Origin of the sequence: Citrobacter sp. Cpo103 (genome assembly GCF_030332605.1) — a bacterium.
GTDB classification, from domain to species: Bacteria; Pseudomonadota; Gammaproteobacteria; order Enterobacterales; family Enterobacteriaceae; genus Citrobacter; species Citrobacter portucalensis.
Window position 1 is genome coordinate 409078 of the sequence record NZ_JAOWHO010000032.1, and the last position, 23105, is coordinate 432182.

Genomic DNA, 23105 nt, shown 5'->3' on the forward strand with positions numbered 1-23105 from the left:
GAAGCGAGTAGGTACCTTTCGGCTCCCTGACGGCAAGCCGATGACTTAGCAAGGCCGCCTGAAGCGGCCTACAGAATTAGTTGATTTCGATGCGGCGCGGTTTGTTCGCTTCAGGAATCACGCGCTCAAGATCGATATACAGCAGACCATTTACCAGGTTTGCGCCGCGAACATGAATGTTCTCCGCTAACTGGAACTTGCGTTCAAAGTTGCGCTCGGCAATACCCTGATACAGGTAAGTACGTTCTTTTTGATCGTCCGCATGGGCGCCTTTTACCACCAGCAGATTGTCCTGGGCAGTAATTTCCAGTTCGCTTTCAGCAAAACCGGCAACGGCAATTGCAATGCGGTAATGGTTTTCGTCTACCAGCTCAACGTTGTATGGAGGGTAGCCGCCATTGCTCTGGCCCTGATTGTTTTCCAGCAGGTTAAACAGACGGTCAAAACCAATAGCAGAACGGTACAGCGGGGATAAATCAAAGTTACGCATAATCAATAGCTCCTGAAATCAGCGAGAATATTGACCTTCCATCATGGACAGGTCAGGTAGCCAGGACACCCATCAGGCATGCCCTTCATTTGTCTACACTCTAAAAATGGGTCTTAATACAAACTTTTCAAGCGTATTCATCTGACTTTTTTTGCAGTTTGTTGTCTATTGCATACACTGGGGGGAGCAGTTGTTCTCGTTAAATCGCGATGGCCGCCACAGTGCGACGAAATGGTGATGTTATTTTCGCAACGGATCGCTTTAACTCACCATGCAAACACGATAAATACAGATGAATAAATGATGATTAAAAAAATGTTGGTAACACTGACGATGTGTAGTGGGATGGTGTTTGTAAGCGGCTGTTCCAGCATCATGTCACATACAGGTGGCAAAGAAGGGACGTATCCTGGCACTCGAGCCAGTGCCACAATGATTAGCGAAAGTGATACGAACTGGGGAACCAAGTCGCTGGCGATTCTGGATATGCCTTTTACCGCGGTGCTCGATACGGTATTGCTACCTTGGGATCTCTTTCGCAAAGATAACTCGGTGAGATCCCGCGTAGAAAAGAGCGAGGAGAGAACCCAGGCCACGAACGCCGTTATTCCCCCGGCAGAAATGTCTGCTCCATAAATTAACGCCCGGTTTCAGTCACCCACAGCTGGCGGAAACCCTCGACGTCTTCCATCCACGCAACCTGTCGACCATCAGGGGAGAAGACGATTGCATCGGCCGACGGCGGGTTATCATGACGTTCCGTTAAAAAATCAATTTCGCCCGTTTGAACATCACAACAGGCAATTCTGTTCTCCAGTACAAATCCCAGCCATTTCCCCGATGGGTGCCAGTTAAAGGCTGACTGAATATTCGTAGCGCACTGGGTAAGCTGACGCAGCGATCCGCCCTGTGGGGAAATCAGCCATAGCTGCACAATACCGTTGTCATCACGCATTAAAAACGCAATCTCAGATGCCTTTGGATTACTGCGTACCCAGTGGCGAGGCTGATTCACCAGCCCCGGAAAGGCGCGCTCATGGGTAAACGTCAGACGGCGTTGGCGAATACCGGATGGCGGCGCAGGCATGGTCATGTCAGTCCCCTCCAGAGGCGCGTCCCCCGGCTGTTTCCAGCCGCTTTCATCCTGTGGCAAATCAACAATAAACAGCTCCGGTACTTTCTCGCCAGTGGCTGATAGCGTATCACCGATAAACGCCAGCCTGTTTTCTCCAACCCAGCCCTCTTCATAGGCGCGGTTAATCTCATCGCTACCCGGTTTTGGCGTTGGTGTCGTCTGGCTCACCAGCACACACCAGTAGCTACCGCTGTATTCACGGGGATGCTGCGCGGAGACATTCACCGGACCATACGGTGCAGCCACGCCGACGTTGCGTAAATCGAGCGCCGGAGAGCGCTCATGCAGAACATGGTCGTTATAGGTGAAACTGACAAACTCACCGTTCGGGCTAAAGACATGCACATGACTCCCGCCGCGCAGCGCACCTGGCGTATAGGGCGCAGTAATATCCATTGCATCCAGATTCTCCACCCCAGCCTGCGTAACAATCACCCCACGGCGATGATGGAAGTCGTAATACCATGTTTCATCAGGATTTTCAGGCCCGTGAATGAATACATATTTTTCCGACTTTGGATGAACGGTCACCACGCCAACGTGCGATCCCTGAGTAGCCCGGTAAATCACCTCCAGCTCGCCAGTATGGATATTGACGCGCTCAATTGTTTCACCGGTAAAGGAAGCGCCGGAAGGGCGCACATCAAAGACCAGCCACTGGCTGTCCGGTGTCCAGGTGTTGATATTGGTAAGCTGATGATTACGCGGCGTAAAGGTGATTTGCTTCATGGGATGCCCTGATACAAGACGATTAAAACAATCATACTTCACAAGCACTTCACTTTCAGGCTTTAGCGTATCGCCATCTTCATTTTTGCGGACAGAAAGATGGAACATTTTGACGTAGCGATTATCGGTTTAGGTCCGGCAGGCGCAGCGCTGGCGCGACAGTTAAGCGGAAAAATGCGCGTGATTGCGTTGGATAAAAAACGCCAGTGCGGTAACGAAGGTTTCACTAAACCCTGCGGCGGTCTGCTGGCCCCGGACGCCCAGCGTTCGTTTATCCGCGACGGGATAACCTTACCTGTTGATGTTATCGCCAACCCGCAGATTTTTAGCGTTAAAACGGTTGATATTGCCGCTTCTTTGACGCGTAACTACCAGCGCAGCTACATTAATATCAACCGCCATGCTTTTGATTTATGGCTTAAATCTCTCATCCCTGATGATGTGCAGGTGTATCACGACAGCCTGTGCCGGAAAATCTGGCGCGAGGGCGATAAATGGCACGTTATCTTCCGCGCCGACGGTTGGGAGCAGCAGATCACCGCGCGTTATCTGGTGGGGGCAGACGGTGCGAATTCACTGGTACGCCGTCATCTTTATCCCCAGCACCAAATCCGTAAATATGTCGCGATTCAACAATGGTTTGCGGAAAAACATCCCGTTCCGTTCTAGGGGTCTGAAGGCCAATAGAACGAAAACGTACGTTAGTGAAGTAACTGTCTGATATATCGAAACATAATGTACATTGGAAAACGCCATCAAAACGGTGTCTTTTTAATCGAAAATTGGCACTTAACGGACTTTCTTGTCTACTAATCGATTTTTCAGACGATAATTTTCCTCTTACCGTACGTTTTCGTACGGTTGGATCTCAAACCCCAACAATGTGATGACGCTAAAATTTTCAACGTGACACAGAATGCTGAACGCTCGCGGAGCACCTTTATCAAGGTGCTCCGCAAGGTAAGCATTAACATGGATTTTGCGTATTAATCATCAAAAATTGGGCTGTCAGCATCATCAATGTTACATGTATCACAGTTTTGTTGAGATAATTCTGGACGTTTAAAATTTTGAGCTGATTCACATGCATTTAGCATTATTACCATGAGAAACAGCATGATATATTTCATCGCCACTCCTTAAATTATTTAATAATGGCCAATAGTTACCAGTATAAACTGACCCCTGTTGTTCCCTGCCAGGTCTTTTCGGATCGTTCACTAAGACCGTTTTGATAATCAACCTTGATATAATAATTTGTATAATCATTCAGCTTTACGGTCACGCCGCCGCTTATTTTTGCAGCAGAACCATTATAGGATGTAAGTAATGAATCCTGGTATCCCGTACTGCCTACGCTAACATTATTTCTGTCTCTGGCGGTCAGTTGATTATTCAGCTCTGCATCAAGGAAGGGGGACCACTGGACCCCGGATATCGTCATAGTATTCCAGTACAAACGAGCTCCAGCGGAGGCGGTTAACTGATTATCCAGATCGTTATTAACGTTTAAATCATCATAACGATAGTCATCTAATTTAACTTTCTGCCAGGATACAGAAATTCGTGGCACCAGTGTCAGCGCCTCATTTAGTACTCGCGGATAGCCCGCTTCAAAAGCCAGAATCTGCCCACGACCATGAATATCAGGTTTACGTGTACTGTTATTCGATTCTACCTGTCCAGAATACCGGGCCAGTTGTAAAGTGGTGTTTGTGTACCAGCCCTGGGTTGCTGTATAACGCCAGTATAAACCTGTAGCGTAAGTATTGAGCTGGTAGCTTCCAAGCTGGGCATTCGAGGTGTAAATGGTTTTGCCCGATACATTAGCATTACTGTCGAGAAAACCCACATAAACACCCAGTTTATGACTGCTGTCTTCATCAGCAGGCCATAAATCAGCCCCAATTTGGATACCTTTTACGTGGCCATTCCATGCCGCATTTGTGGCTCCGTCACCTTGATTTTCCTGTTGTCCGTAAAGGGTACGTACCCAGATCCCTTGGCCATTTTGGGCCATTCCACTGGGTTCCGGAACGAGTCTGTCAGCAAACTGTGGTATGAGCGCCAGTCCAGCCTGACGGGTAATATCTCCCAATGCGCTGCTGACGACAGCATCTGCACGCATCGCGCCACGCTGTAGAAAAGAATCATATTGGTAACTTTGCCCGGCAAACACACCATAATCATACAAACCGGTAGTCAGAATGGCATCCTGAGCACTACTATTTTTGATTACCGCATTGGTATCATTACCACTGATACTACCAATGGTTAGGGAGTGTCCGTTAACATCCAGTATACTGCCTGTTGTAGTGTCATACGTTTTTGAAAAAACGATATGGTCAGTATAATTCAAAGCATTATCGGCGTTTATATTGACACTGGCATTTCCTTCTAGTTTCAATGTTGTATTATATAACGAGTTTTCATGATTCAGATTTATCAGTGAATTCCCTTTAAAACGCTGCTCGCCACCATTAATGGTATCCGCAGTATTAATGTTTAATGTCGAATTACCATCAAATAATAAATTTCCGCCATCCACAGCATGCTGTGCTGAAATGTTCATGACAGCATCGTCTTTAAATGTGGTAGATGTGCCACCAGTAACTGCCTGGCTGACATTGGCGTTAAATATAGCATTATTACTAAATATTTGTTTGCTGTTACCAGAAATCGCCCCTTTACTGTTGCCATTCAGGATGCTGTTTCCACTAAAATTCTGGCTGCCTCCAGACAGGGTATTTTCGCCATTGGCATTTAATATACTATTATCGTTAAAATTTTGTATCCCCCCGGTAATTGTTGATTTACCGTTAGCATTAAATACTGCATTATCCTGTAATTTTATTTGTCCTCCAATAATAGCCTGATCTGCTTCTGTATTCAGGACTGAGCTTTTTGCCAGGATCTGATATCCACCACTTATACCTTGACTGGCATTGACATTTAATGTTGCATCGTTAAATGTTTGATTGCCACCACTGAGTGCCGTGGCTGCATTCACATTCATTGTCGTACCAGATTGAAATATCTGTTTATTCGTATTATTCGTTTCTCCCGCAATAGCATTAGCGGTATCCGCATTTAATACTGAACTCCCAGTGAACAGTAACGTGCCTCCAGTGACACTACCGTTTCCAGTCACATTGACCTCGCTGGAATCCTGAATGTTTAACTGCCCACCAGACATTCCCCCCGTGGCATTGATATTAACCGTTGACGTTCCTTTAACACTGCCAACATTACCAGAGGACATCGAATTTTTACTAAAGGCATCGGATGCGTTTAAATTAAGTGTCGCATCTGTGAATGTCAGTCCCGTGCTGTTAAATACGCCATCGGCTGCATTGATGTTTAGTGTTGTTCCAGCATTGAATATCTGACTACCGCCATTAATTGCTTTTTCAGTATTGGCATTGACTACGCCATTACTACCAGCGAGAGCAGTTAACTTGGCATTGTTTATACCAGAACTGGCATTGATATCGATTTCAACTTTCCCTGGTGTACTTCCGCCTCTTAGCGTGTATGTACCGCCATTTAATCCTGACTCGGCGTTGACTTTTACATGCGTATTCTCTCTGAACTCATAGGTACCTTTGTTATTATTAAAGGCCTGGCTGGCAGAAACAGTAAGATCTGTATTCCCTAAAAAATAAACAGGAGATTTATCGATATATCCAGCAGTATTGGCATCTATTGTTTTATTAGTGCAATAAGATGATCCCGAACAATCAGAAGAAATAGCCGCATTCACTGAGCTGGAAATAAAAGATAATGAAAACACCGCCAATAGCAGGGAAGAACCATATCCAGCAGAGCGATGACAGAAAATTATTTTATCCATGGCTGCATCCTATTTATTTTTAGATAATTCAAAAGAATAACTACTGCCGCGTAGATTGGTCATATTCACGCTGACGATGTCCCCGTTAAGAGATACGCGCTTATCAGGGTCACTGGAAATATGGAATGGGATTGCATTATCGGGCAGTTGGAATGACACCCGACTATCACGACGTGGTGAAGATACTGCTATCTGAAAACCTTGTGTTGTTGGCGTCATAATCAGGGACATTGGCGTCAATGCATGAATGCCTCCCACAGTTGCAGAACGCCAGAAATTAGCATAAATAACCTGCTGACCTGGTAGCGACACAGCCTGGACTTTTGCATCATTCGCAAGGAGCGTTATGTCAGCATTTACGGAAGGGGATGCGGACCCCGAGGGGAAGACAACCCAGGCATAATGATTATCTGATTCTGCGCTATGAGGCTGGATAATGGTTAAAAATTGTGCCGAAACTTTACCGGATGAGGTGCCGATATCGGCCCAGTTACCCTGACGTTGTTTCACACTAACTTGTGCGCTTGAGCCAGCTAATGGCTTCCAGATAATGTTATTACCTTTATCGTTTAAAACGACAGATTGGGTTGCTTTTCTCTCTTCTCCGGGCAGCAAGACGATGCCATCAACAAGCACTTTTGCCGAGCCACTGATTTTCTGATTAGCAATGGTCGTTACCGCCGGGCTACTACTGGATATCTGGCTCCCAAGCATGATCATTTCATGCGGTGCCATGAACCAGGATTTTTTCGCCTTGAGTGAATAAGTCGGCACTTTTAAATGCATACTCGCGCTTGCCCATTTATTCAGAGTATTGCCACCCGCCCAGGCGATATTTGCCCGACCTAACTGAGTCACACGGTATTGCTCATCACACCAACCCTGCTCGCCAGCAGAGGTGGTGCCTGGTAAAAACCGACTGTCGACCACAGGCCAGTAATCACGATATTGATCGTCATTGGGCAAATACAGCCAGGTCATCCCATCAGATGTTCTCTGCCCTTTTAGATTCTCGTTATTAATACATTCGTAGCTACCAGTACGATTGGAATGCATCGCTACAACAGCCAGATAGTTTGTACCCTGATAAATCAGACGATCCATATCTGCATACAGTTTACCGCCCGCTGTTCGGGGGGCCGGTGGCAAATGGCTATGCTGTTGAATACGCGTAATAACCTGCCAGGAGGTTAAGTTTTCTGGCAAGTGAGTGTGATAATATTCCGTTGTTTTTGAATTTAGCTGGGCTTTTAATACCTGTTCAATGTGGCGCTTTTCTCCTGGTGGCGCACCATTAACAAACAATGCAATGGCATTCATAACTGATGCGCCAACATCCTGATCCTGCCCATTTTTACGTGAAATACTGCGCCCATTGACGGCATCGGGCATTTTTCCCTCATGAAGTAAAGGTAAAAAAGCTTGTCTGATCACGTCATAAATACGGCGATTATCTTCAACTGAGAAATCCCATGGTGTACCTGCGACGCTGTTTTTAATTAATCCCAGACCATTCAGCAAAACCTGGCCATAGGTTCCGCTATAAGGTAAATCTTTATGCTGGATAAACGATCCGTCTTTGTAGAAACCATCTCCGGACTGAACGGTGTTAAGCACTTCAGGTACTGAAGTTACTGCAGCGCTAATTTCTCCAGGATCGTTAGCCAGGAGACCCCGAACAAAAACGACCATTGCGCTGTCAATGCGGTTTCCGCCAGTCGACGTAAAGGCATTTTTTGTTGTGGAGTAGGGGGCTCCGCTTCCTTCAGCTAAATAACGAGGGTCGCGAACAAAATGTCGGGTCGCGAGATTATATTTATCAATCAGCGTGGAAGGGAGATCATCATAAAGTATCACCAGAGTATTGTTAACACTGCGTGAAATGCCTAACTCCCAGTTCCACCAGTTTCCCCATTCTGGGGTCTGATCGTTATAATAGTCCTGGTTCAGATTGATCAGCGCTGATTTAAGTACAGTATTCAACTGAGCATTTTTATAAAGATCTGTCCCCGGCGTAGCCCAGGCTTTTGCCAGGGTGAACAGGCGTTGGTATACCGTATAAAGAGTAGTGCCCAGTTTCAGGCGTCCTGATGTGCTTTCACTATCCAGTACGGTATCTGCCCATAACTGGCCTGCGGGGGTATTTTTATCTATTCCTTTCCAGAATATATTGGCCGTTTTGTTTAAACTTGCCACATACTCTGCTGATAATTCTGGCGCCGCTGGGCCTGAAGGCACAAAATTCTGCCGCCAGGTATCACGCATACGCTCAATAATATGCTGTTGCTGGGTTGACGTTGTGGTAGTTGATTTTACTACTGGCAGATTTACATTTTCGGTAGCGATCTGTGCATGTACGCTGCCCATACTTAAGCACAATAGCGAAAATGCTAAATTTGTCTTTTTCATTGATGTCACCCTCTATAATCAGAAATTATACTGAACGTTCAGCTTATAAAACCATTTCTGCCGCGACTGCATATCGTTGCCAGACTGATCCTGCATTTTCTCTTCCTGATAATAGGTTTCGGCACCCATAGACCAACGTCCGTTAAAGGAATAATTTGCGCGTAAGCCATAGCGGTTATAAGGTTGTTTTAAAGTAATATTTGAAGCAGGGTTCTTTTCTGATTTCAGTTTAATACTGCGATCAAGAGCAATACGGACATATGGCCCTAACGTTAATTTTCCTGTTCGATATTGGTAATCCAGTGTTCCCTGAATTAGCTGATCATCATAGTTATTCGTAACGTCATCAAACTCCGTATGAACCCCCAATGCTACACTATTCGTGCTGTTAATGTTATGGCGGACTCCTGCGTCGAACTCATATCCCCAGTCACTGTATTTTTTAGAACAAAAACCAAAGGCATTGGCATCACTGGCTTTACATTCGCCATTGTTATAAGGGTCGGTAGTTCTGTCGTTCTTACGGCTTCCTTTTGAGTCGGCGATATAAAAGAATCCATTCAGGTAAAAGCGGGAGTCCTGCGTCAGCAGATAATCGAATTGAGGCAGTATTCTGAGTTGTCGCTCATATCGCTCACCATAGTAGTTTGCTTTATCATAAGGAATGATCCGAAAACCAATCCCCGGTCTGAAGATAAAATTACCACTTTTAATATAGTTAGTGGCGTATAGTTCATACAACCCAGATTGAGAGGTGCTTACTTTATTATTATAATCATTCTTATATGGATACTCTTTTAAAAGAATACGGCCGGAGTACGTCCAGTCAGAGTCTTGCGGTCGATAACTGAAGCGAATATACGGGTTGTAAGACGTCAGTCGATGATAGGCAATGTTTTCTTTTTGTGGATAGTATTCGTACTCACTACCGAATTGGATATATCCCCCGGCAAACGCGGGAAACGCACTTATCATCATTAATGCTGTAAAAAACAGAATACAGGGCCGTTGATAGTTTTTCATAAGCTACCTTTATTAATATTAGATTTATTTATGTCGTTATATTCTCAGAGGTATAAATTTAATCGGGAACTAAAAGTCGTAACCCCCTTACGTAATAAGTTGTTTTTAGGACGTGTTGAGCGCCCGGAGACACTTTCAAGAACAATTGGCCACCATCCTTGCTTTATTAATTTGCCATCCTTGAAAGGAGCATCAGGATACTGATCATGAGCAAATGTTACAATGACCTCTTGCGTTTCTTTAATTCCCGTGACGCGAGCTGAAATGGCGTCGATAGTAAAATCAAATGATGCAGTTTCAATTTCCAGAGGTGCTTCATCAGTATCCCACAAGCCACATTCTGTTCCAGAATAAAGCATCAATATTAATGTCCGCAGTGACCATAAACTGCTGCCGCTACCGCTGTAGCCATCCATCAACCGACGATCGGCTTGAAACAATCCTTGGGTGATGACGCCATGTTGTTCCGCGCCATGTAGTATGAAGAAATGGGTTAGCGTAGAAATGATCCGCTTTAATTGCCCATCAGCCCGACCCGATTGAATGGCATTCGCCATGAGCGCTACAGGTGCTGCAAGCCGATAACTAATACTTCTCCCAAAAAAAGGAAATCCGCATGGTGTAAAGAAATAGCGAAATGTTTTGGCAAATTCGGCGCAACTTTGTGTAATAAATTGATGATCAAAATCAGGGTTTATACGATCGATCCAAAATAAAAGATAGTGAAATGCCCACGAATTATAGTAATCGAAGTTTCCATTCTCCCCATCACGGAACCAGCCCTCACCGACGTAGAACTCTTTCACCCGTGCATAGCGCTGCTCGCTGTTTTCTCCTTTACCGGAAAGCGCCAGTACGACCTGCTGGGTTAACACAATAAATAAATGCCAGTTGTTATCAACGGTTTTACAGTTATTTACCCCTTGAAGCCAGCAAAGAATACGTTCTTGCTCAGATGCGCTATAGCTTTTCCAGACGGTATTGCGTACCAGCCATAACGCCAGAGCAATATCGCAGCATTCACAAATACGCTGATCATAATCTTTGATTTTTCCCCAATATCCTGGATGTTCAGGGTCGGTTCCACAAATAAAAGCTTGTCTTAGCGCCTGACGGACACATTTTCCATAGCTGTCTAACTTACCTTGATTTGTCATTTGATAATGGAGCCAGGCGGCCATCAGCGGTAAGGTTCGGGCCGTTGCTTCAATCGCATCGGACTCGGAACCTTGCTCACTGGGCCAGCCGGGTAAATATGCCCGGCAAAACTGAAAACGGGAGTAATAGAAAAATGAATCAATAAAATACACGGCCATCTGTTCGCATTTTTCCTTAAACGAAAGGTGGTTTTTCGCAAACAACTCAGCCATTTCACTGTTATGTGAAATTAAGGGTTTACGTAATAACACATCACGCTTTAATTTTTGCAGGAACAAAAGGGTATAATCCTTCCATCCGGGATGCTCATGGGGTAACCAGGGGCGTTGTGTCGGTGATATCATTTCTCTCATCACTCCTCATATTCCCGGACAGGTTTAAATCAGATTCAACATTTCAGTCCCGGCAAGCAAAAAGACACCTGCGCCATAATCAATGTTATGGCTGGCGTCCACTCTTCGGGGGTTATAAGCCGGAAGTTGTACCCATCCTAACTTCCCCTGTTCGTCGACACATTCTGTCAGTCCCTGCCAGGCCCGTAGCACGACAGGACGGTATTTATCATCCAGCACGCCATGATTAATTCCCCATGCCAGCGCATAGCAGAACAACGCACTGGCGCTGCTTTCAGGCTCAGGAAAATGTTCAGGATCAAGTAAGCTAGTACGCCATAAGCCATCCGCAGACTGGTACTTCACGACCTGTTCAGCTAGCAGTAGATACTGCGCCAGATAGCGTTCACGGGAAGGGAAGTTCTGGGGTAACCAGGCCAGGAGCCGTGGTATTGCCGCCAAGACCCAGCCGATGCCCCTCGCCCAGAATACTTTCTGCCCGTTCTGTTCACGGACGTCTTCGCCCTCTGGTAAAGGCATATATCGCTTGTCACGATAGTAAAGTCCCGTTTCTGGGTCGTGAAGAAAATCCACGGCATCCCACCAGAAGCGATCCATCTGCTCCCAATAAGCGGGTTGCTGAGAATGAGCGCCGAATGCAGCTAATGTTGGTGCCGCCATAAATAAAGCATCGGCCCACCACCAGATCTCTCTACCTTTTTTCTCGCTTGTCAGCATTGGCTCAAGAGCTTTTTGCGCGTACTGAATGGCGTCATCACAACCTAATGTTTGATAGACCTCCAGATAGCTTTGAAGACAGACCTGATCGTCAGCAAAATTCACCAGCGGTCCAGCCCGAAAACCCGTATTAAGGGTATATTCCGCAAGCCCATTTAAGTACATGTCATCCTGCGTTTCTCGCCATGCTGCGGCAACGCAACTCCAGAAAACACCGCGTTCCCAGTCGGTTGATTTTAAATAGCGGCGTTGTCCCTGGCTCCTGATTACCCAGCGAACCTGGTGTTCTTTTTGCCAGAGATAGACCTTACGCATTAATTGCGTAATTGATTGATGCTGCATAAAATAACCCGTTTGTAGATGCCAGATTTTGTCTGGCAGAATATTAATAATTAAAATCTTTCCAGAGATTGAAATTCAGTCAGAGACCATCATTCATATCATTTGGCTTATCTTCGGTCACAAAATTGTTGATATCAATCAGTCCAATGGAATGATGCCCTAGTTCTACAATGAGTGATGCAAGTTCATCAAGATTTGTAGCATCACGCTCAAGACAGGCATTGGCAATCATGGGTAAATTACTGCCAGTAATCACTCGCATATCAGAGTAATCAGACATGACGGCTGTCGCTCGGTTACAAGGGGAACCTCCAGCAACGTCTGTGAATACCAGAACGCCTTCTCCTGTCTGGCATTTTTCAACTGCCTGTCGGATATGTATTTCTAATTGTTCTGTACTCATGCCCGGAATAAAATCGATATATTCGACACAGGATTGCTCCCCGGCAATAGCTTCAACGGCAGAACGTAACCCTGAGGCAAAATTTATATGGCCTACAACAATTATCCCAATCATTTTTCTACCTTAGAAAATACCAATAACGTGTCCCACGACACCAAGAGCTAGCGTGCCAAATATCAGCGCACTGGGCGATTTACCTTTTTGTACCAGCCAGAACATGATCCAGACCAGCGCCAGCGGTAGCGCATTTGGCAATATCCTGTCCAGAAGGTCGGTTTGAACATTCACATGAGCAGCACCCGCCGTGACCACTAATGGTGTCGATACTTTAACAAAGGCGGCAGTCATAGAACCCAGCACCCCCAGGCCAATGATATTGGCCGCACGTCCCAGTTTATCTGCCTGCTCGGATAATTTTCCGAGAGCCGCAACACCAGATTTATAGCCAAAAAAGAGCAGCCAGAAATAAACAAAAAAGTGGTAAATCTGGTACAAAATAAAAAATACGAATGGCCCGGCAATGCTACCTTGCAGAGAGATCGCAGCGCCAATACCTAACGTCAAAGGCATCATGGTCATATGGTCAATGGCGTCGCCGATCCCTCCTGTCGGCCCCATTGTCGCTGCTTTGATTGCGTTAATTGTTTCTGGTTTTTCTTTATTCTCTTCCATCGCAATTGCCAGCCCAAGTGGAAATGTAAAAAGCTTGGGGTGCGCATTATAAAATGAAAGGTTATTCTTGAGCGCCAGTGAGAAATCATGTGGATTACGATGAATCTTTTTCAGCGCCGGGATAATGCTAAAACAAAAACCACCTGCCTGCATACGTTCATAATTGAAATTTCCTTCCATAAAAAGCCCCCGGAAACCAACTTTCCACAGGTCTCTTTTTGTTATAGCCGAACTAATTTCTTTATCCTGATACTCGGTATCAGGTGATACAGTCAGCTCTTCAGTGGTATCTGTGTCTACGGTTGCTTTAGAGATCATCATGAATATCCTCTAATACTCCTTCCTGATTTTTTCCGGTAGCGCTTCCTGACTGGAAATAATCAAGGATGGCCACGCAAAGAAACGCTATCGCGACAGCAATAATAGGTAATTTAAAATACGTTGTTAAAATGAAACCGATGAAAAAATGTGGCAGTAATTTGACATTAAACATCGTACGTAACAACATGGCAAAGCCCACGGCTGGCATCATTTTCCCTGCGATAGCCATTCCGGCAATAACTTTTTCCGGTAAATAGCTGATAATAAAATCGGCTGCCTGGGTTCCGTAGTAAACTGCCGCAAAAGCAACAACGCCATATAACACGGCTCTGGTAGCCAACCCAAAGTAAAGCATGCGATCAATACCAGAGGCATTTCCCTGCTCAGCATAGCGATCACATTTCTGCATCACCGGTGAAAATGATGTAAATAAGAAAATTACAAGCGCTTGCATTGCCATAGCAAACGGAATCGCCATACCAATCGACGCTTCAGGTGTGATACCCAGTTTAATAGCAAAAGCTGTTCCGACAATAGCTCCGATGGTAACATCTGGTGGTTGTGAACCGGCGTTTGGCACCAGCCCTAACCAGGCTAATTCCATTGCAGCTCCCGCAATTAATCCTGTCTGGACATCGCCTAAAATAAAACCAATCACAGGTCCTGTAATTAAAGGTCGATGAAAGTTTAAGGCAACATCATACTTATCTATTCCGCACAGGGCAGCCCATAAGGCGACCAAAAAAGCCTCATACATAATGACTCCTAAAAATTAATCAGATACAGTCGAAAATGTTTTTCCGTGAGCTTTCTGGCATATGCTGTATTATCGATTCAACGCCTTTTAGCTGAATGCGTTTGAAGGCCTGAATATCAGCCGGGCTAACGGAAACATTTTTGTCAATTTGTCTCCGCTCGGCATTATGATGCATATTACCGACGTTGACCTCATTAAACTTGACTCCTCCCTCAATAAGTTTGGCGACATCTTCTGGTGTTTTACACAGAATGAGTATACGTCTGCGTTCATCAGCTTTATTGATACTACCAATCAAATGCTCGATTGTTCTGAAAAGTACTACATACTCACCGCCGGCAGCGCCTTTAAAAGGTGCCTGTAATACAGGGTTGGCTGCTATTTCATCATTGGCGACAATAATGGTATTTGCACCAGAATACTTTCCCCATGTAATTCGAATTTGTCCATGTAAAAGACGTTCATCAATTCTAACCAGAACAATATTAGCCATTACTTAAATTTTCTCCAAAAGATAACGTACCATCAATGATGGTATTAAATGATAAAGCTATAGCTACAGTATGAAATAATTCATATTACTCCATAGTGTATTTATCTGAAAATCAGAGACTCTTTATTTTTGAGGCGTGAATAAAGTGTTCAGCGAAGTCTGCATCGCCAATCCAGAAATTGGCGATTTGTGACAGATTCTCATTTCGTACAATAAGTATAAGTTTTTTCGCAATAGTACGTAATGTTCTTAAGAACCTTACATCATTTTCATGGGCCGCAAAAAAACCTTCTTCGGGAACAAAATTATCAACCTCGATAATTGCATTTTCTACCCGGTATTCTTTTAAATTTTCTTCTGTTTTGCCACCCTCAAACATCATTTCTTCACTGTTAACAATGCCTCCAGGCATAATCACCGTCATTCTAGACGTAGGGAATAACCGAGAGGTTACTAACTGGATATCATTTGTCAGTATTAACCCAGAATCCCATTTTTGAATTTGTGCCCAATGTCGGGTTAACGCTCCGGCACCAATGAATAATGATTGTTCCAGGCTGCCTATTATTTCCGTCAGCTTCTGCTCCCATCCGTCGCCATTTGAATAAGATAGGGCTTTATTACTATCTTCTGCCGATACGGCAACATCCTGTTCATGCCCTACCGTTACAGATTCTTTACGATTTCGGGATTCCGCTGAAAAGTTGGCAATGACTCCTTTGTTTAAAATGACATAACCGTTAGAGCGGACAATGTGCCCCATAGACTCCAGGAAACGTAAGTCAGTACGGATAGTCGCTCCGGATACTCCAAAATATTCGGTAAGATCCCCAACACTGACCTTACCTCTCACTCCAACCAGATTCGCGATTTCCATGCGACGTTCAATCGCGCTTTTCATAAGCTCTCCATTGAACGCTGTTAAAACCTTTCATCATTTTTCATTCTCTTTCATTGTCTACAATATGAACCTAAACCAGTGTTTTAAAAACCACCATCGTTACTAATTGTGGAACATGTCACAAAAAATGTTAACTTTAGTCATATTTTACAACTTAAATATTAAAAATCAGTAAGTTATGAAAATATAATGACTAAGAGGCTATTCTCGGGCAAACTGGGGACAATGTACTATCTCAGTGATCCTACCCGCGTAATAGGGGTCAGTTTGGATATCGAAAATTATTGTACGTTAAGGCTGTTTTTTGACCTTCCGACTTGAGCAGCTGCCAGGCTGTTATTAACGACCCATGCCCACGGCTCGATGCCAGCTCGGCGTAGATCCTGCTGCAGGTTAGCGGCTTCCAGTACAGGTGTCGTTTCGGCAAGCGTCACGATAATCACCTTCGTCTTCTCCGGGTCTGCTGCTTTTTCGCTATCACCTGTCTTCGATGTCAGAAAGCGAGAGAATTCGGCTTCATGCTGTCGCCAGAACACACTCATGCAATTGTTGAATGCCTTTACATCACTCATGTTCGTCCTCAAATTTTGCTCAGATTAACCCGGCTCTCATCTTCCAGAATTTTATAAACAGTGGAACGGGCAATACTGAGCCGGCGGGCAATATCTGTTGCACCAGTTCCCTGCTGATGAAGTGCCAGTACACTATTTCTGTCGATGATGCGCTTTCGGCCAAACCGGATACCTTTCAGCCTGGCCTCCTGCCGTCCTTCGTTCGTACGCTCCAGAATCCTCCTGCGTTCGGCCTGGGCTACAGCTGAAAGAATGGTCACAACCATTTTCCCCATTTCACCGTCGGTGCTGATCCCGTCGTCTATGAATCGGACCGCGACTCCCTGAGCGTCGAATTCTTTTATCAGTTGGATCATATCGGCAGTGTCGCGGCCAAGCCGGTCGAGTTTCTTCACCAGGATGACGTCACCTTCCTCCACCTTCATTCGCAGCAGATCCAGTCCTTTCCTGTCGGTAGAACTGCCGGATGCTTTGTCGGTAAATATGCGACTGGCTTTCACCCCCGCCTCTTTAAGCCCCTTGATCTGAATATCGAGGGACTGCTGGCTTGTTGATACCCGTGCGTAACCAAAAAGTCGCATAAAAATGTATCCTAAATCAAATATCGGACAGTGGGTGTCTGTTATAACAAAAAATCGATTTAATAGACACCTAGACAACACCATTTTAGTGTGTCCGAGAATTTATAATATTTCGGACGGTTGCGAAATTGTTAATTCATGACCATCAGGCAGGGAGGCCGGTATGCCCGTCGATTTTCTGACCACTGAGCAGGAACTGAATTATGGTCGCTATGTTGCAGAACCCAATGACGTGCAGCTGGCGCGCTATTTTCATCTTGATGAGCGGGATCTTGCCTTCATTAACCAGCGGCGGGGAAGGCATAACCGGCTGGGAATTGCGCTTCAGCTCACCACCGCCCGTTTTCTGGGCACCTTTCTGACAGACTTAACCCGGGTTCTGCCAGGTGTTCAGCAATTTGTCGCGGTGCAGCTTAATATTCGCCGTCCGGAAGTCCTTACCCGCTACGCAGAACGGGTTACCACCCTCAGAGAGCATACTGCGCTGATTAAGGAATATTACGGTTACCATGAATTTGGCGATTTCCCCTGGTCTTTCCGCCTGAAGCGCCTGCTGTACACCCGCGCATGGCTCAGTAATGAGCGACCCGGCCTTATGTTTGATTTTGCCACCGCGTGGCTGCTTCAGAATAAGGTCCTGCTGCCCGGAGCAACCACACTTGTACGTCTCGTCAGTGAAATACGCGAACGGGCAAATCAGCGGCTGTGGAAGAAACTGGCCGCGTTGCCGGACAGCTGGCAGACCACCCGCGTGACGGAGCTTCTGGACATTCCTGAGGGGCAGCGTACTTCACCGCTGGAGCAACTGAAAAAGGGACCGGTCACCGTCAGCGGCCCGGCATTTACCGAAGCGCTGGAGCGGTATATCCGGCTGCGAAACCTGGAATTTTCCCGACTGAATTTTACCGGTCTGCCTGCTATACAACTGCGTAATTTGGCCCGTTACGCAGGCATGGCGTCGGTAAAATATATCGCGCGAATGCCACAGCAGAGAAAACTGGCCGTACTCACAGCATTCGTTAAAGCGCAGGAGACTGCGGCGCTGGATGAGGCCGTTGATGTGCTCGATATGCTGATACTGGATATCACTCGTGCGGCGAAGAAAACGGGGCAGAAAAAACGGCTCAGGACGCTTAAAGATCTTGATCGTGCTGCGCTAATATTGGCGCGGGCATGTTCATTGTTGCTGGATGAACAGGCTGACGATGCTGAACTGAGGGAGACCATATTCAACAGCATACCGAAAAGCAGGCTGGCAGAATCCGTCAGCAAGGTAAATGAGCTGGCCCGGCCTCAGAACAACAATTTCCATGACGAAATGGTGGAGCAGTACGGGCGGGTAAAGCGCTTTCTTCCGGCGGTATTGCGCGACCTGCATTTCCAGGCAGCGCCAGCCGGAGAACATACGTTGTCCGCCATTCATTATCTGACCGAACTGAACGGCTCGAAAAAGCGCATCCTGGACAATGCGCCTGAACATATTATTACCGGCCCCTGGAAACGCCTGGTATACGATGCGGAGGGCCGGATACAGCGTGCCGGTTACTCGCTTTGTCTGCTGGAGCGCCTTCAGGATGCACTACGTCGAAGGGACATCTGGCTCGAAAACAGCGATCGCTGGGGAAATCCCCGCGAGAAGCTGTTGCAGGGGGAAGAATGGCAGGCTCAGCGGGTCCCCGTTTGCCGGGCGCTGGGACATCCCACTGATGGACATAAAGGCGTGCAACAGTTGGCGGTCCAGCTAGATGAAACCTGGAAAACCGTCGCATCCCGCTTTGAAGGAAATGCGGAGGTTCATATTTGCCATGACGGTAAACATCCTTCCCTGACTATCAGCAGCCTGGAGAAACTGGAGGAGCCACCATCGTTGCATCGTCTCAACAGTCGGGTAAGGCTGCTACTCCCGCCAGTAGATTTGACGGAACTGTTGCTTGAAATAGATGCCAGAACGGGATTTACACGTGAGTTTACGCATGTCAGTGAATCCGGGGCCCGGGCACAGGATCTGCACATCAGCCTGTGCGCGGCCCTGATGGCAGAGGCCTGCAATATCGGGCTGGAACCGCTGATAAAGCACAATATACCGGCGCTGACGCGCCACCGGCTTAGCTGGGTAAAACAGAATTACCTCCGGGCAGAAACGCTGGTCAGCGCCAATGCCCGCCTGGTTGATTTTCAGTCCACACTGGAGCTTGCTGGCCGCTGGGGTGGTGGCGAAGTGGCTTCAGCTGATGGCATGCGCTTTGTCACGCCGGTGAAAACCGTCAATTCAGGACCTAACAGAAAATATTTTGGTTCCGGACGTGGCATCACCTGGTACAACTTCGTCTCTGATCAGTACTCTGGATTCCACGGCATCGTTGTCCCCGGCACATTACGAGATTCCATTTTTGTGCTGGAAGGCCTTCTGGAGCAGCAGACAGGGCTGAATCCGGTTGAGATCATGACAGACACAGCCGGTACCAGCGACATTATTTTTGGCCTCTTCTGGCTGCTGGGATACCAGTTTTCCCCCCGGCTTGCCGATGCCGGTGAAGCGGTATTCTGGCGAGTGGATAAATCGGCAAATTACGGTGCACTGGACGAACTGGCACGTGGTTGTGCCGATCTGTCGAAAGCCGAGGATCAGTGGGATGAGATGATGCGAACCGCCGGTTCGCTGAAACTGGGCACCATTCATGCTTCAGAACTCATTCGCTCTTTGCTGAAAAGCTCGCGCCCATCAGGGCTGGCACAGGCGATCATGGAAGTGGGGCGCGTCAACAAGACGCTGTACCTTCTTAATTATATTGATGATGAGGATTATCGTCGGCGGATCCTGACGCAGCTAAACCGGGGGGAAGGCCGCCATGCTGTGGCGAGGGCGATCTGCTACGGGCAGCGCGGTGAGATCAGAAAGCGCTATCGTGAAGGTCAGGAAGATCAGCTGGGGGCACTGGGCCTGGTCACTAACGCAGTGGTACTGTGGAACACACTTTATATGCAGGAAGCCCTGAGCTGGATACGCAGTAATGGAGAAGAAATCGGGGTTGAAGATATCGCCCGGTTGTCCCCACTGATGCACGGGCATATCAATATGCTGGGGCATTATACGTTTACGCTACCGGAGGATATTTTGAAGGGGGAACTGAGAGAACTAAATTTCAATTTAAACAATGAATTAACTTCTTAGCGTACGTTTTCGTTCCATTGGCCCTCAAACCCCGTATACAGCGTATTGCGATCGAGGGCGTGGAAATGCGAGCCGACTTCCCGGGAGAGCTGCTCCAGGTAACGATAATCATCATAGCTCAGCGCGGTTTGCGCCACGGTACTGCCATCCCCTGCTTTCTGCACCAGCGCACCGTTGTAGGTAATGCAGTAGTCACCGGGTTGTTCCATATGTAGTTCTTTCAGATAGCTGTGAACGCCGGCATACGGGCGTCCCGTGGTCAGCACCACATTCACGCCACGCGCGCGTGCCGCGGCAATTGCCGTTTTGACCGCTGGTGAAATGGTGTGATCGGGCAGCAGAAGTGTGCCATCCATGTCGATAGCAATAAGTTTGATAGCCATGAGTTCCCCGGATTAAATGAGTCCGTCCTCATGCTAACGCGATTCCGCTCAAAAAACAGCTACGAAAAGGGGGATAGAAAGGGGAATCGAGATTCCCCTTTTGTAGATTGGTTGTCGTTTGTAGGCCTGATAAGCAACGCGCCATCAGGCACAATACAACGTCTTGTCGGATAGCGGCGTAAACCGCCTTATCCGGCCTACAGATTGGCTTAAATATCGATGTTCGCCGCTTTCAGGGCGTTTTCTTCGATAAATGCGCGACGCGGTTCAACGGCATCGCCCATCAGCGTGGTGAACAGCTGGTCGGCAGCAATCGCATCCTTCACGGTAACGCGCAGCATACGACGGCTTTCCGGATCCATGGTGGTTTCCCACAGCTGTTCCGGGTTCATCTCGCCAAGACCTTTATATCGCTGGATAGCGAGGCCACGACGAGACTCTTTCTGCAGCCATTCCAGCGCCTGCTCAAAGCTGGCAACCGGCTGGCGACGCTCGCCACGTTCGATAAACGCATCGTCTTCGATCAGCCCACGCAGCTTCTCGCCAAGCGTACAAATACGATGGTACTCGCCACCGGTCACAAATTCATGCTCCAATGGATAGTCAGTATCGACACCGTGGGTACGCACCCGGATCACCGGTTCGAACAGGTTCAGTTCAGCGTCTTTACGCACGAAGCTATTCCAGGTGCTGCCGTGCATTTCGTTTTCATTAAGCACGTTAACCAACTGGGAAACCCAGGCAGTGACTTTCGCTTCATCAGCGAGATCGGCTTCAGCCAGCGTCGGTTGATAAACCAGTTCTTTCAGCAGCGCTTTCGGGAAACGACGTTCCATACGGCCGATCATTTTCTGCGTTGCGTTGTATTCAGAAACCAGTTTTTCTAATGCTTCACCCGCCAGGGCTGGCGCGCTGGCATTGGTGTGCAGCGTTGCGCCATCCAGAGCGATAGAAATTTGGTACTGATCCATCGCTTCGTCATCTTTAATGTACTGTTCCTGCTTGCCTTTTTTCACTTTGTACAGCGGTGGCTGTGCAATGTAGACGTGGCCGCGTTCAACGATTTCCGGCATCTGACGATAGAAGAAGGTCAACAGCAGCGTACGGATGTGCGAGCCGTCGACGTCCGCATCGGTCATGATGATGATGCTGTGATAACGCAGTTTGTCCGGGTTGTACTCGTCACGACCGATGCCACAGCCGAGCGCGGTGATCAGCGTCGCAACTTCCTGAGAGGAGAGCATCTTGTCAAAGCGCGCTTTCTCGACGTTGAGGATTTTACCCTTCAGCGGCAGAATCGCCTGGTTCTTACGGTTACGTCCCTGCTTCGCAGAGCCACCCGCGGAGTCCCCTTCCACCAGATACAGTTCAGAGTGAGCTGGGTCGCGTTCCTGACAGTCCGCCAGCTTGCCCGGCAGACCGGCTAAGTCCAGCGCGCCTTTACGACGGGTCATTTCACGCGCACGACGTGCAGCTTCACGAGCACGCGCAGCATCAATAATTTTGCCGACAACGATTTTCGCGTCAGACGGGTTTTCCAGCAGATATTCGCTCAGCAGTTCGTTCATCTGCTGTTCTACCGCCGATTTCACCTCAGAGGAGACCAGCTTGTCTTTGGTCTGTGAGGAGAACTTCGGATCCGGTACTTTCACGGAAACAACGGCAATCAGGCCTTCACGGGCATCGTCACCGGTAGCGCTGACTTTCGCTTTTTTACTGTAGCCTTCTTTGTCCATGTAGGCGTTCAGGGTACGGGTCATCGCCGCACGGAAGCCTGCAAGGTGAGTACCGCCGTCACGCTGTGGAATGTTGTTGGTGAAGCAGTAGATGTTTTCCTGGAAACCATCGTTCCACTGCAGCGCAACTTCAACGCCGATACCGTCTTTTTCGGTGGAGAAGTAGAAGATATTCGGGTGGATCGGCGTTTTGTTTTTGTTGAGGTATTCAACAAACGCCTTGATGCCACCTTCGTAGTGGAAATGGTCTTCTTTGCCGTCACGCTTGTCGCGCAGACGAATAGAGACGCCGGAGTTCAGGAATGACAGCTCACGCAGACGTTTCGCCAGAATGTCGTATTCAAATTCAACAACATTGGTAAAGGTTTCGTGGCTTGGCCAGAAACGGACCTGAGTTCCCGTCAGTTCTGTTTCGCCAGTTACTGCCAGCGGCGCCTGCGGCACACCGTGCACGTAAGTTTGCTGATGCACTTTGCCTTCACGACGAATCACCAGTTCCAGCTTCTGTGACAGGGCGTTAACGACGGAAACACCCACGCCGTGCAGACCGCCGGAAACTTTATAGGAGTTATCATCGAATTTACCGCCTGCGTGCAAAACGGTCATGATAACTTCCGCTGCCGAAACGCCCTCTTCCGGGTGAATACCGGTTGGGATACCACGGCCATCATCGGTAACGGACACGGAGTTGTCAGCGTGAATCGTTACCACGATATCTTTACAGTGACCCGCGAGCGCTTCGTCGATAGCGTTATCTACCACCTCGAATACCATGTGGTGCAGACCGGTGCCGTCATCCGTGTCGCCGATATACATACCCGGGCGCTTACGCACCGCATCCAGTCCTTTCAGGACTTTGATACTGGAGGAGTCATAAGAATTCGACATCAACGTTTCTCGCTCAT

17 protein-coding genes, 3 pseudogenes and 1 other annotated feature are annotated in these 23105 nt (G+C 47.4%); of the genes and pseudogenes, 3 read left to right on the top strand and 17 right to left on the bottom strand.

All coding sequences use genetic code 11. The annotated features are described in order from the left end of the window. Nucleotides 1-76: 76 nt before the first annotated feature. Nucleotides 77-490, bottom strand: a complete 414-nt coding sequence (ibpA, locus tag OGX89_RS14595; protein WP_003023882.1) for a small heat shock chaperone IbpA — start codon at nt 488-490, stop codon at nt 77-79. Next, nucleotides 484-555: a sequence feature (ROSE (Repression Of Heat Shock gene Expression) occurs in the 5'-region of heat shock genes and acts as an RNA thermometer to modulate expression.), on the bottom strand. (Overlaps the previous gene by 7 nt.) Nucleotides 556-793: 238 nt before the next feature. On the opposite strand from ibpA, the gene OGX89_RS14600 reads away from it, so the two are divergent. After that, nucleotides 794-1126: a YceK/YidQ family lipoprotein gene (locus OGX89_RS14600; protein WP_164084788.1), complete on the top strand. Its 333-nt coding sequence runs from the start codon at nt 794-796 to the stop codon at nt 1124-1126. Nucleotide 1127: 1 nt separating this feature from the next. Here the strand turns inward: OGX89_RS14600 and OGX89_RS14605 are convergent, their stop codons facing one another. Next, entirely contained in the window at nt 1128-2354 is a 1227-nt protein-coding gene (locus OGX89_RS14605) for a YidR family protein (protein WP_063941193.1), read from the bottom strand. 99 nt (nt 2355-2453) lie between these two features. Between OGX89_RS14605 and cbrA the strand changes: the two are divergent. Further along, a pseudogene (gene cbrA / locus OGX89_RS14610) lies at nt 2454-3020 on the top strand (colicin M resistance lipid reductase CbrA); the annotation flags it as partial. A gap of 320 nt (nt 3021-3340) precedes the next feature. On the opposite strand, the gene OGX89_RS14615 reads toward cbrA, so the two are convergent. The 13 genes and pseudogenes from OGX89_RS14615 to OGX89_RS14675 form a co-directional block, all read right to left on the bottom strand. Then, on the bottom strand, nt 3341-3484 hold the full coding sequence (locus OGX89_RS14615) for a hypothetical protein (RefSeq protein ID WP_001767846.1): 144 nt from the start codon (nt 3482-3484) through the stop codon (nt 3341-3343). Nucleotides 3485-3519: 35 nt separating this feature from the next. Then, nucleotides 3520-6207: an autotransporter domain-containing protein gene (locus OGX89_RS14620; protein WP_046695748.1), complete on the bottom strand. Its 2688-nt coding sequence runs from the start codon at nt 6205-6207 to the stop codon at nt 3520-3522. A gap of 9 nt (nt 6208-6216) precedes the next feature. Continuing rightward, nucleotides 6217-8616 (bottom strand): polysaccharide lyase 8 family protein, encoded by a 2400-nt coding sequence (locus OGX89_RS14625; protein WP_232397754.1) that lies wholly within the window; start codon nt 8614-8616, stop codon nt 6217-6219. Nucleotides 8617-8634: 18 nt separating this feature from the next. Then, nucleotides 8635-9639 carry a hypothetical protein gene (locus OGX89_RS14630; RefSeq protein ID WP_012291304.1) on the bottom strand — a complete coding sequence of 335 codons (1005 nt, stop codon included), beginning with the start codon at nt 9637-9639 and terminating at the stop codon, nt 8635-8637. A gap of 44 nt (nt 9640-9683) precedes the next feature. Next, entirely contained in the window at nt 9684-11150 is a 1467-nt protein-coding gene (locus OGX89_RS14635; protein ID WP_012291309.1) for a DUF2264 domain-containing protein, read from the bottom strand. A gap of 24 nt (nt 11151-11174) precedes the next feature. Next, on the bottom strand, nt 11175-12209 hold the full coding sequence (locus OGX89_RS14640) for a glycoside hydrolase family 88/105 protein (protein WP_012291312.1): 1035 nt from the start codon (nt 12207-12209) through the stop codon (nt 11175-11177). A 79-nt stretch (nt 12210-12288) separates the two neighbouring features. Beyond that, nucleotides 12289-12726 carry a PTS galactosamine/N-acetylgalactosamine transporter subunit IIA gene (gene agaF, locus OGX89_RS14645; RefSeq protein WP_012291315.1) on the bottom strand — a complete coding sequence of 146 codons (438 nt, stop codon included), beginning with the start codon at nt 12724-12726 and terminating at the stop codon, nt 12289-12291. A gap of 9 nt (nt 12727-12735) precedes the next feature. Then, a complete protein-coding gene (locus OGX89_RS14650; protein WP_023247564.1) occupies nt 12736-13602 on the bottom strand; it encodes a PTS system mannose/fructose/sorbose family transporter subunit IID in 867 nt (288 codons plus the stop codon). Beyond that, nucleotides 13592-14365: a PTS N-acetylgalactosamine transporter subunit IIC gene (gene agaW / locus OGX89_RS14655; RefSeq protein ID WP_024149626.1), complete on the bottom strand. Its 774-nt coding sequence runs from the start codon at nt 14363-14365 to the stop codon at nt 13592-13594. Before agaW ends, OGX89_RS14650 begins: the two co-directional genes overlap by 11 nt. 16 nt (nt 14366-14381) lie before the next feature. Next, nucleotides 14382-14855 (bottom strand): PTS sugar transporter subunit IIB, encoded by a 474-nt coding sequence (locus tag OGX89_RS14660; protein WP_023247562.1) that lies wholly within the window; start codon nt 14853-14855, stop codon nt 14382-14384. Nucleotides 14856-14967: 112 nt separating this feature from the next. Beyond that, nucleotides 14968-15756 carry a DeoR family transcriptional regulator gene (locus OGX89_RS14665; RefSeq protein ID WP_012291328.1) on the bottom strand — a complete coding sequence of 263 codons (789 nt, stop codon included), beginning with the start codon at nt 15754-15756 and terminating at the stop codon, nt 14968-14970. 458 nt (nt 15757-16214) lie between these two features. After that, nucleotides 16215-16328 (bottom strand): annotated as a pseudogene (locus OGX89_RS14670) (sigma-70 family RNA polymerase sigma factor); the annotation flags it as partial. An 8-nt stretch (nt 16329-16336) separates the two neighbouring features. Continuing rightward, nucleotides 16337-16909, bottom strand: coding sequence for a recombinase family protein (locus OGX89_RS14675; RefSeq protein ID WP_001556711.1), 573 nt, complete (start codon nt 16907-16909; stop codon nt 16337-16339). Nucleotides 16910-17072: 163 nt separating this feature from the next. On the opposite strand from OGX89_RS14675, the gene OGX89_RS14680 reads away from it, so the two are divergent. Further along, a complete protein-coding gene (locus OGX89_RS14680; RefSeq protein WP_126956566.1) occupies nt 17073-20081 on the top strand; it encodes a Tn3 family transposase in 3009 nt (1002 codons plus the stop codon). A gap of 32 nt (nt 20082-20113) precedes the next feature. On the opposite strand, the pseudogene OGX89_RS14685 reads toward OGX89_RS14680, so the two are convergent. Together OGX89_RS14685 and gyrB are read right to left on the bottom strand one after the other, a co-directional pair. Continuing rightward, nucleotides 20114-20464 (bottom strand): annotated as a pseudogene (locus tag OGX89_RS14685) (HAD-IIB family hydrolase); the annotation flags it as partial. A gap of 209 nt (nt 20465-20673) precedes the next feature. Continuing rightward, complete coding sequence (gyrB, locus tag OGX89_RS14690; protein ID WP_126956568.1) at nt 20674-23088, bottom strand: DNA topoisomerase (ATP-hydrolyzing) subunit B; 2415 nt, start codon at nt 23086-23088, stop codon at nt 20674-20676. Nucleotides 23089-23105 lie beyond the last annotated feature (17 nt).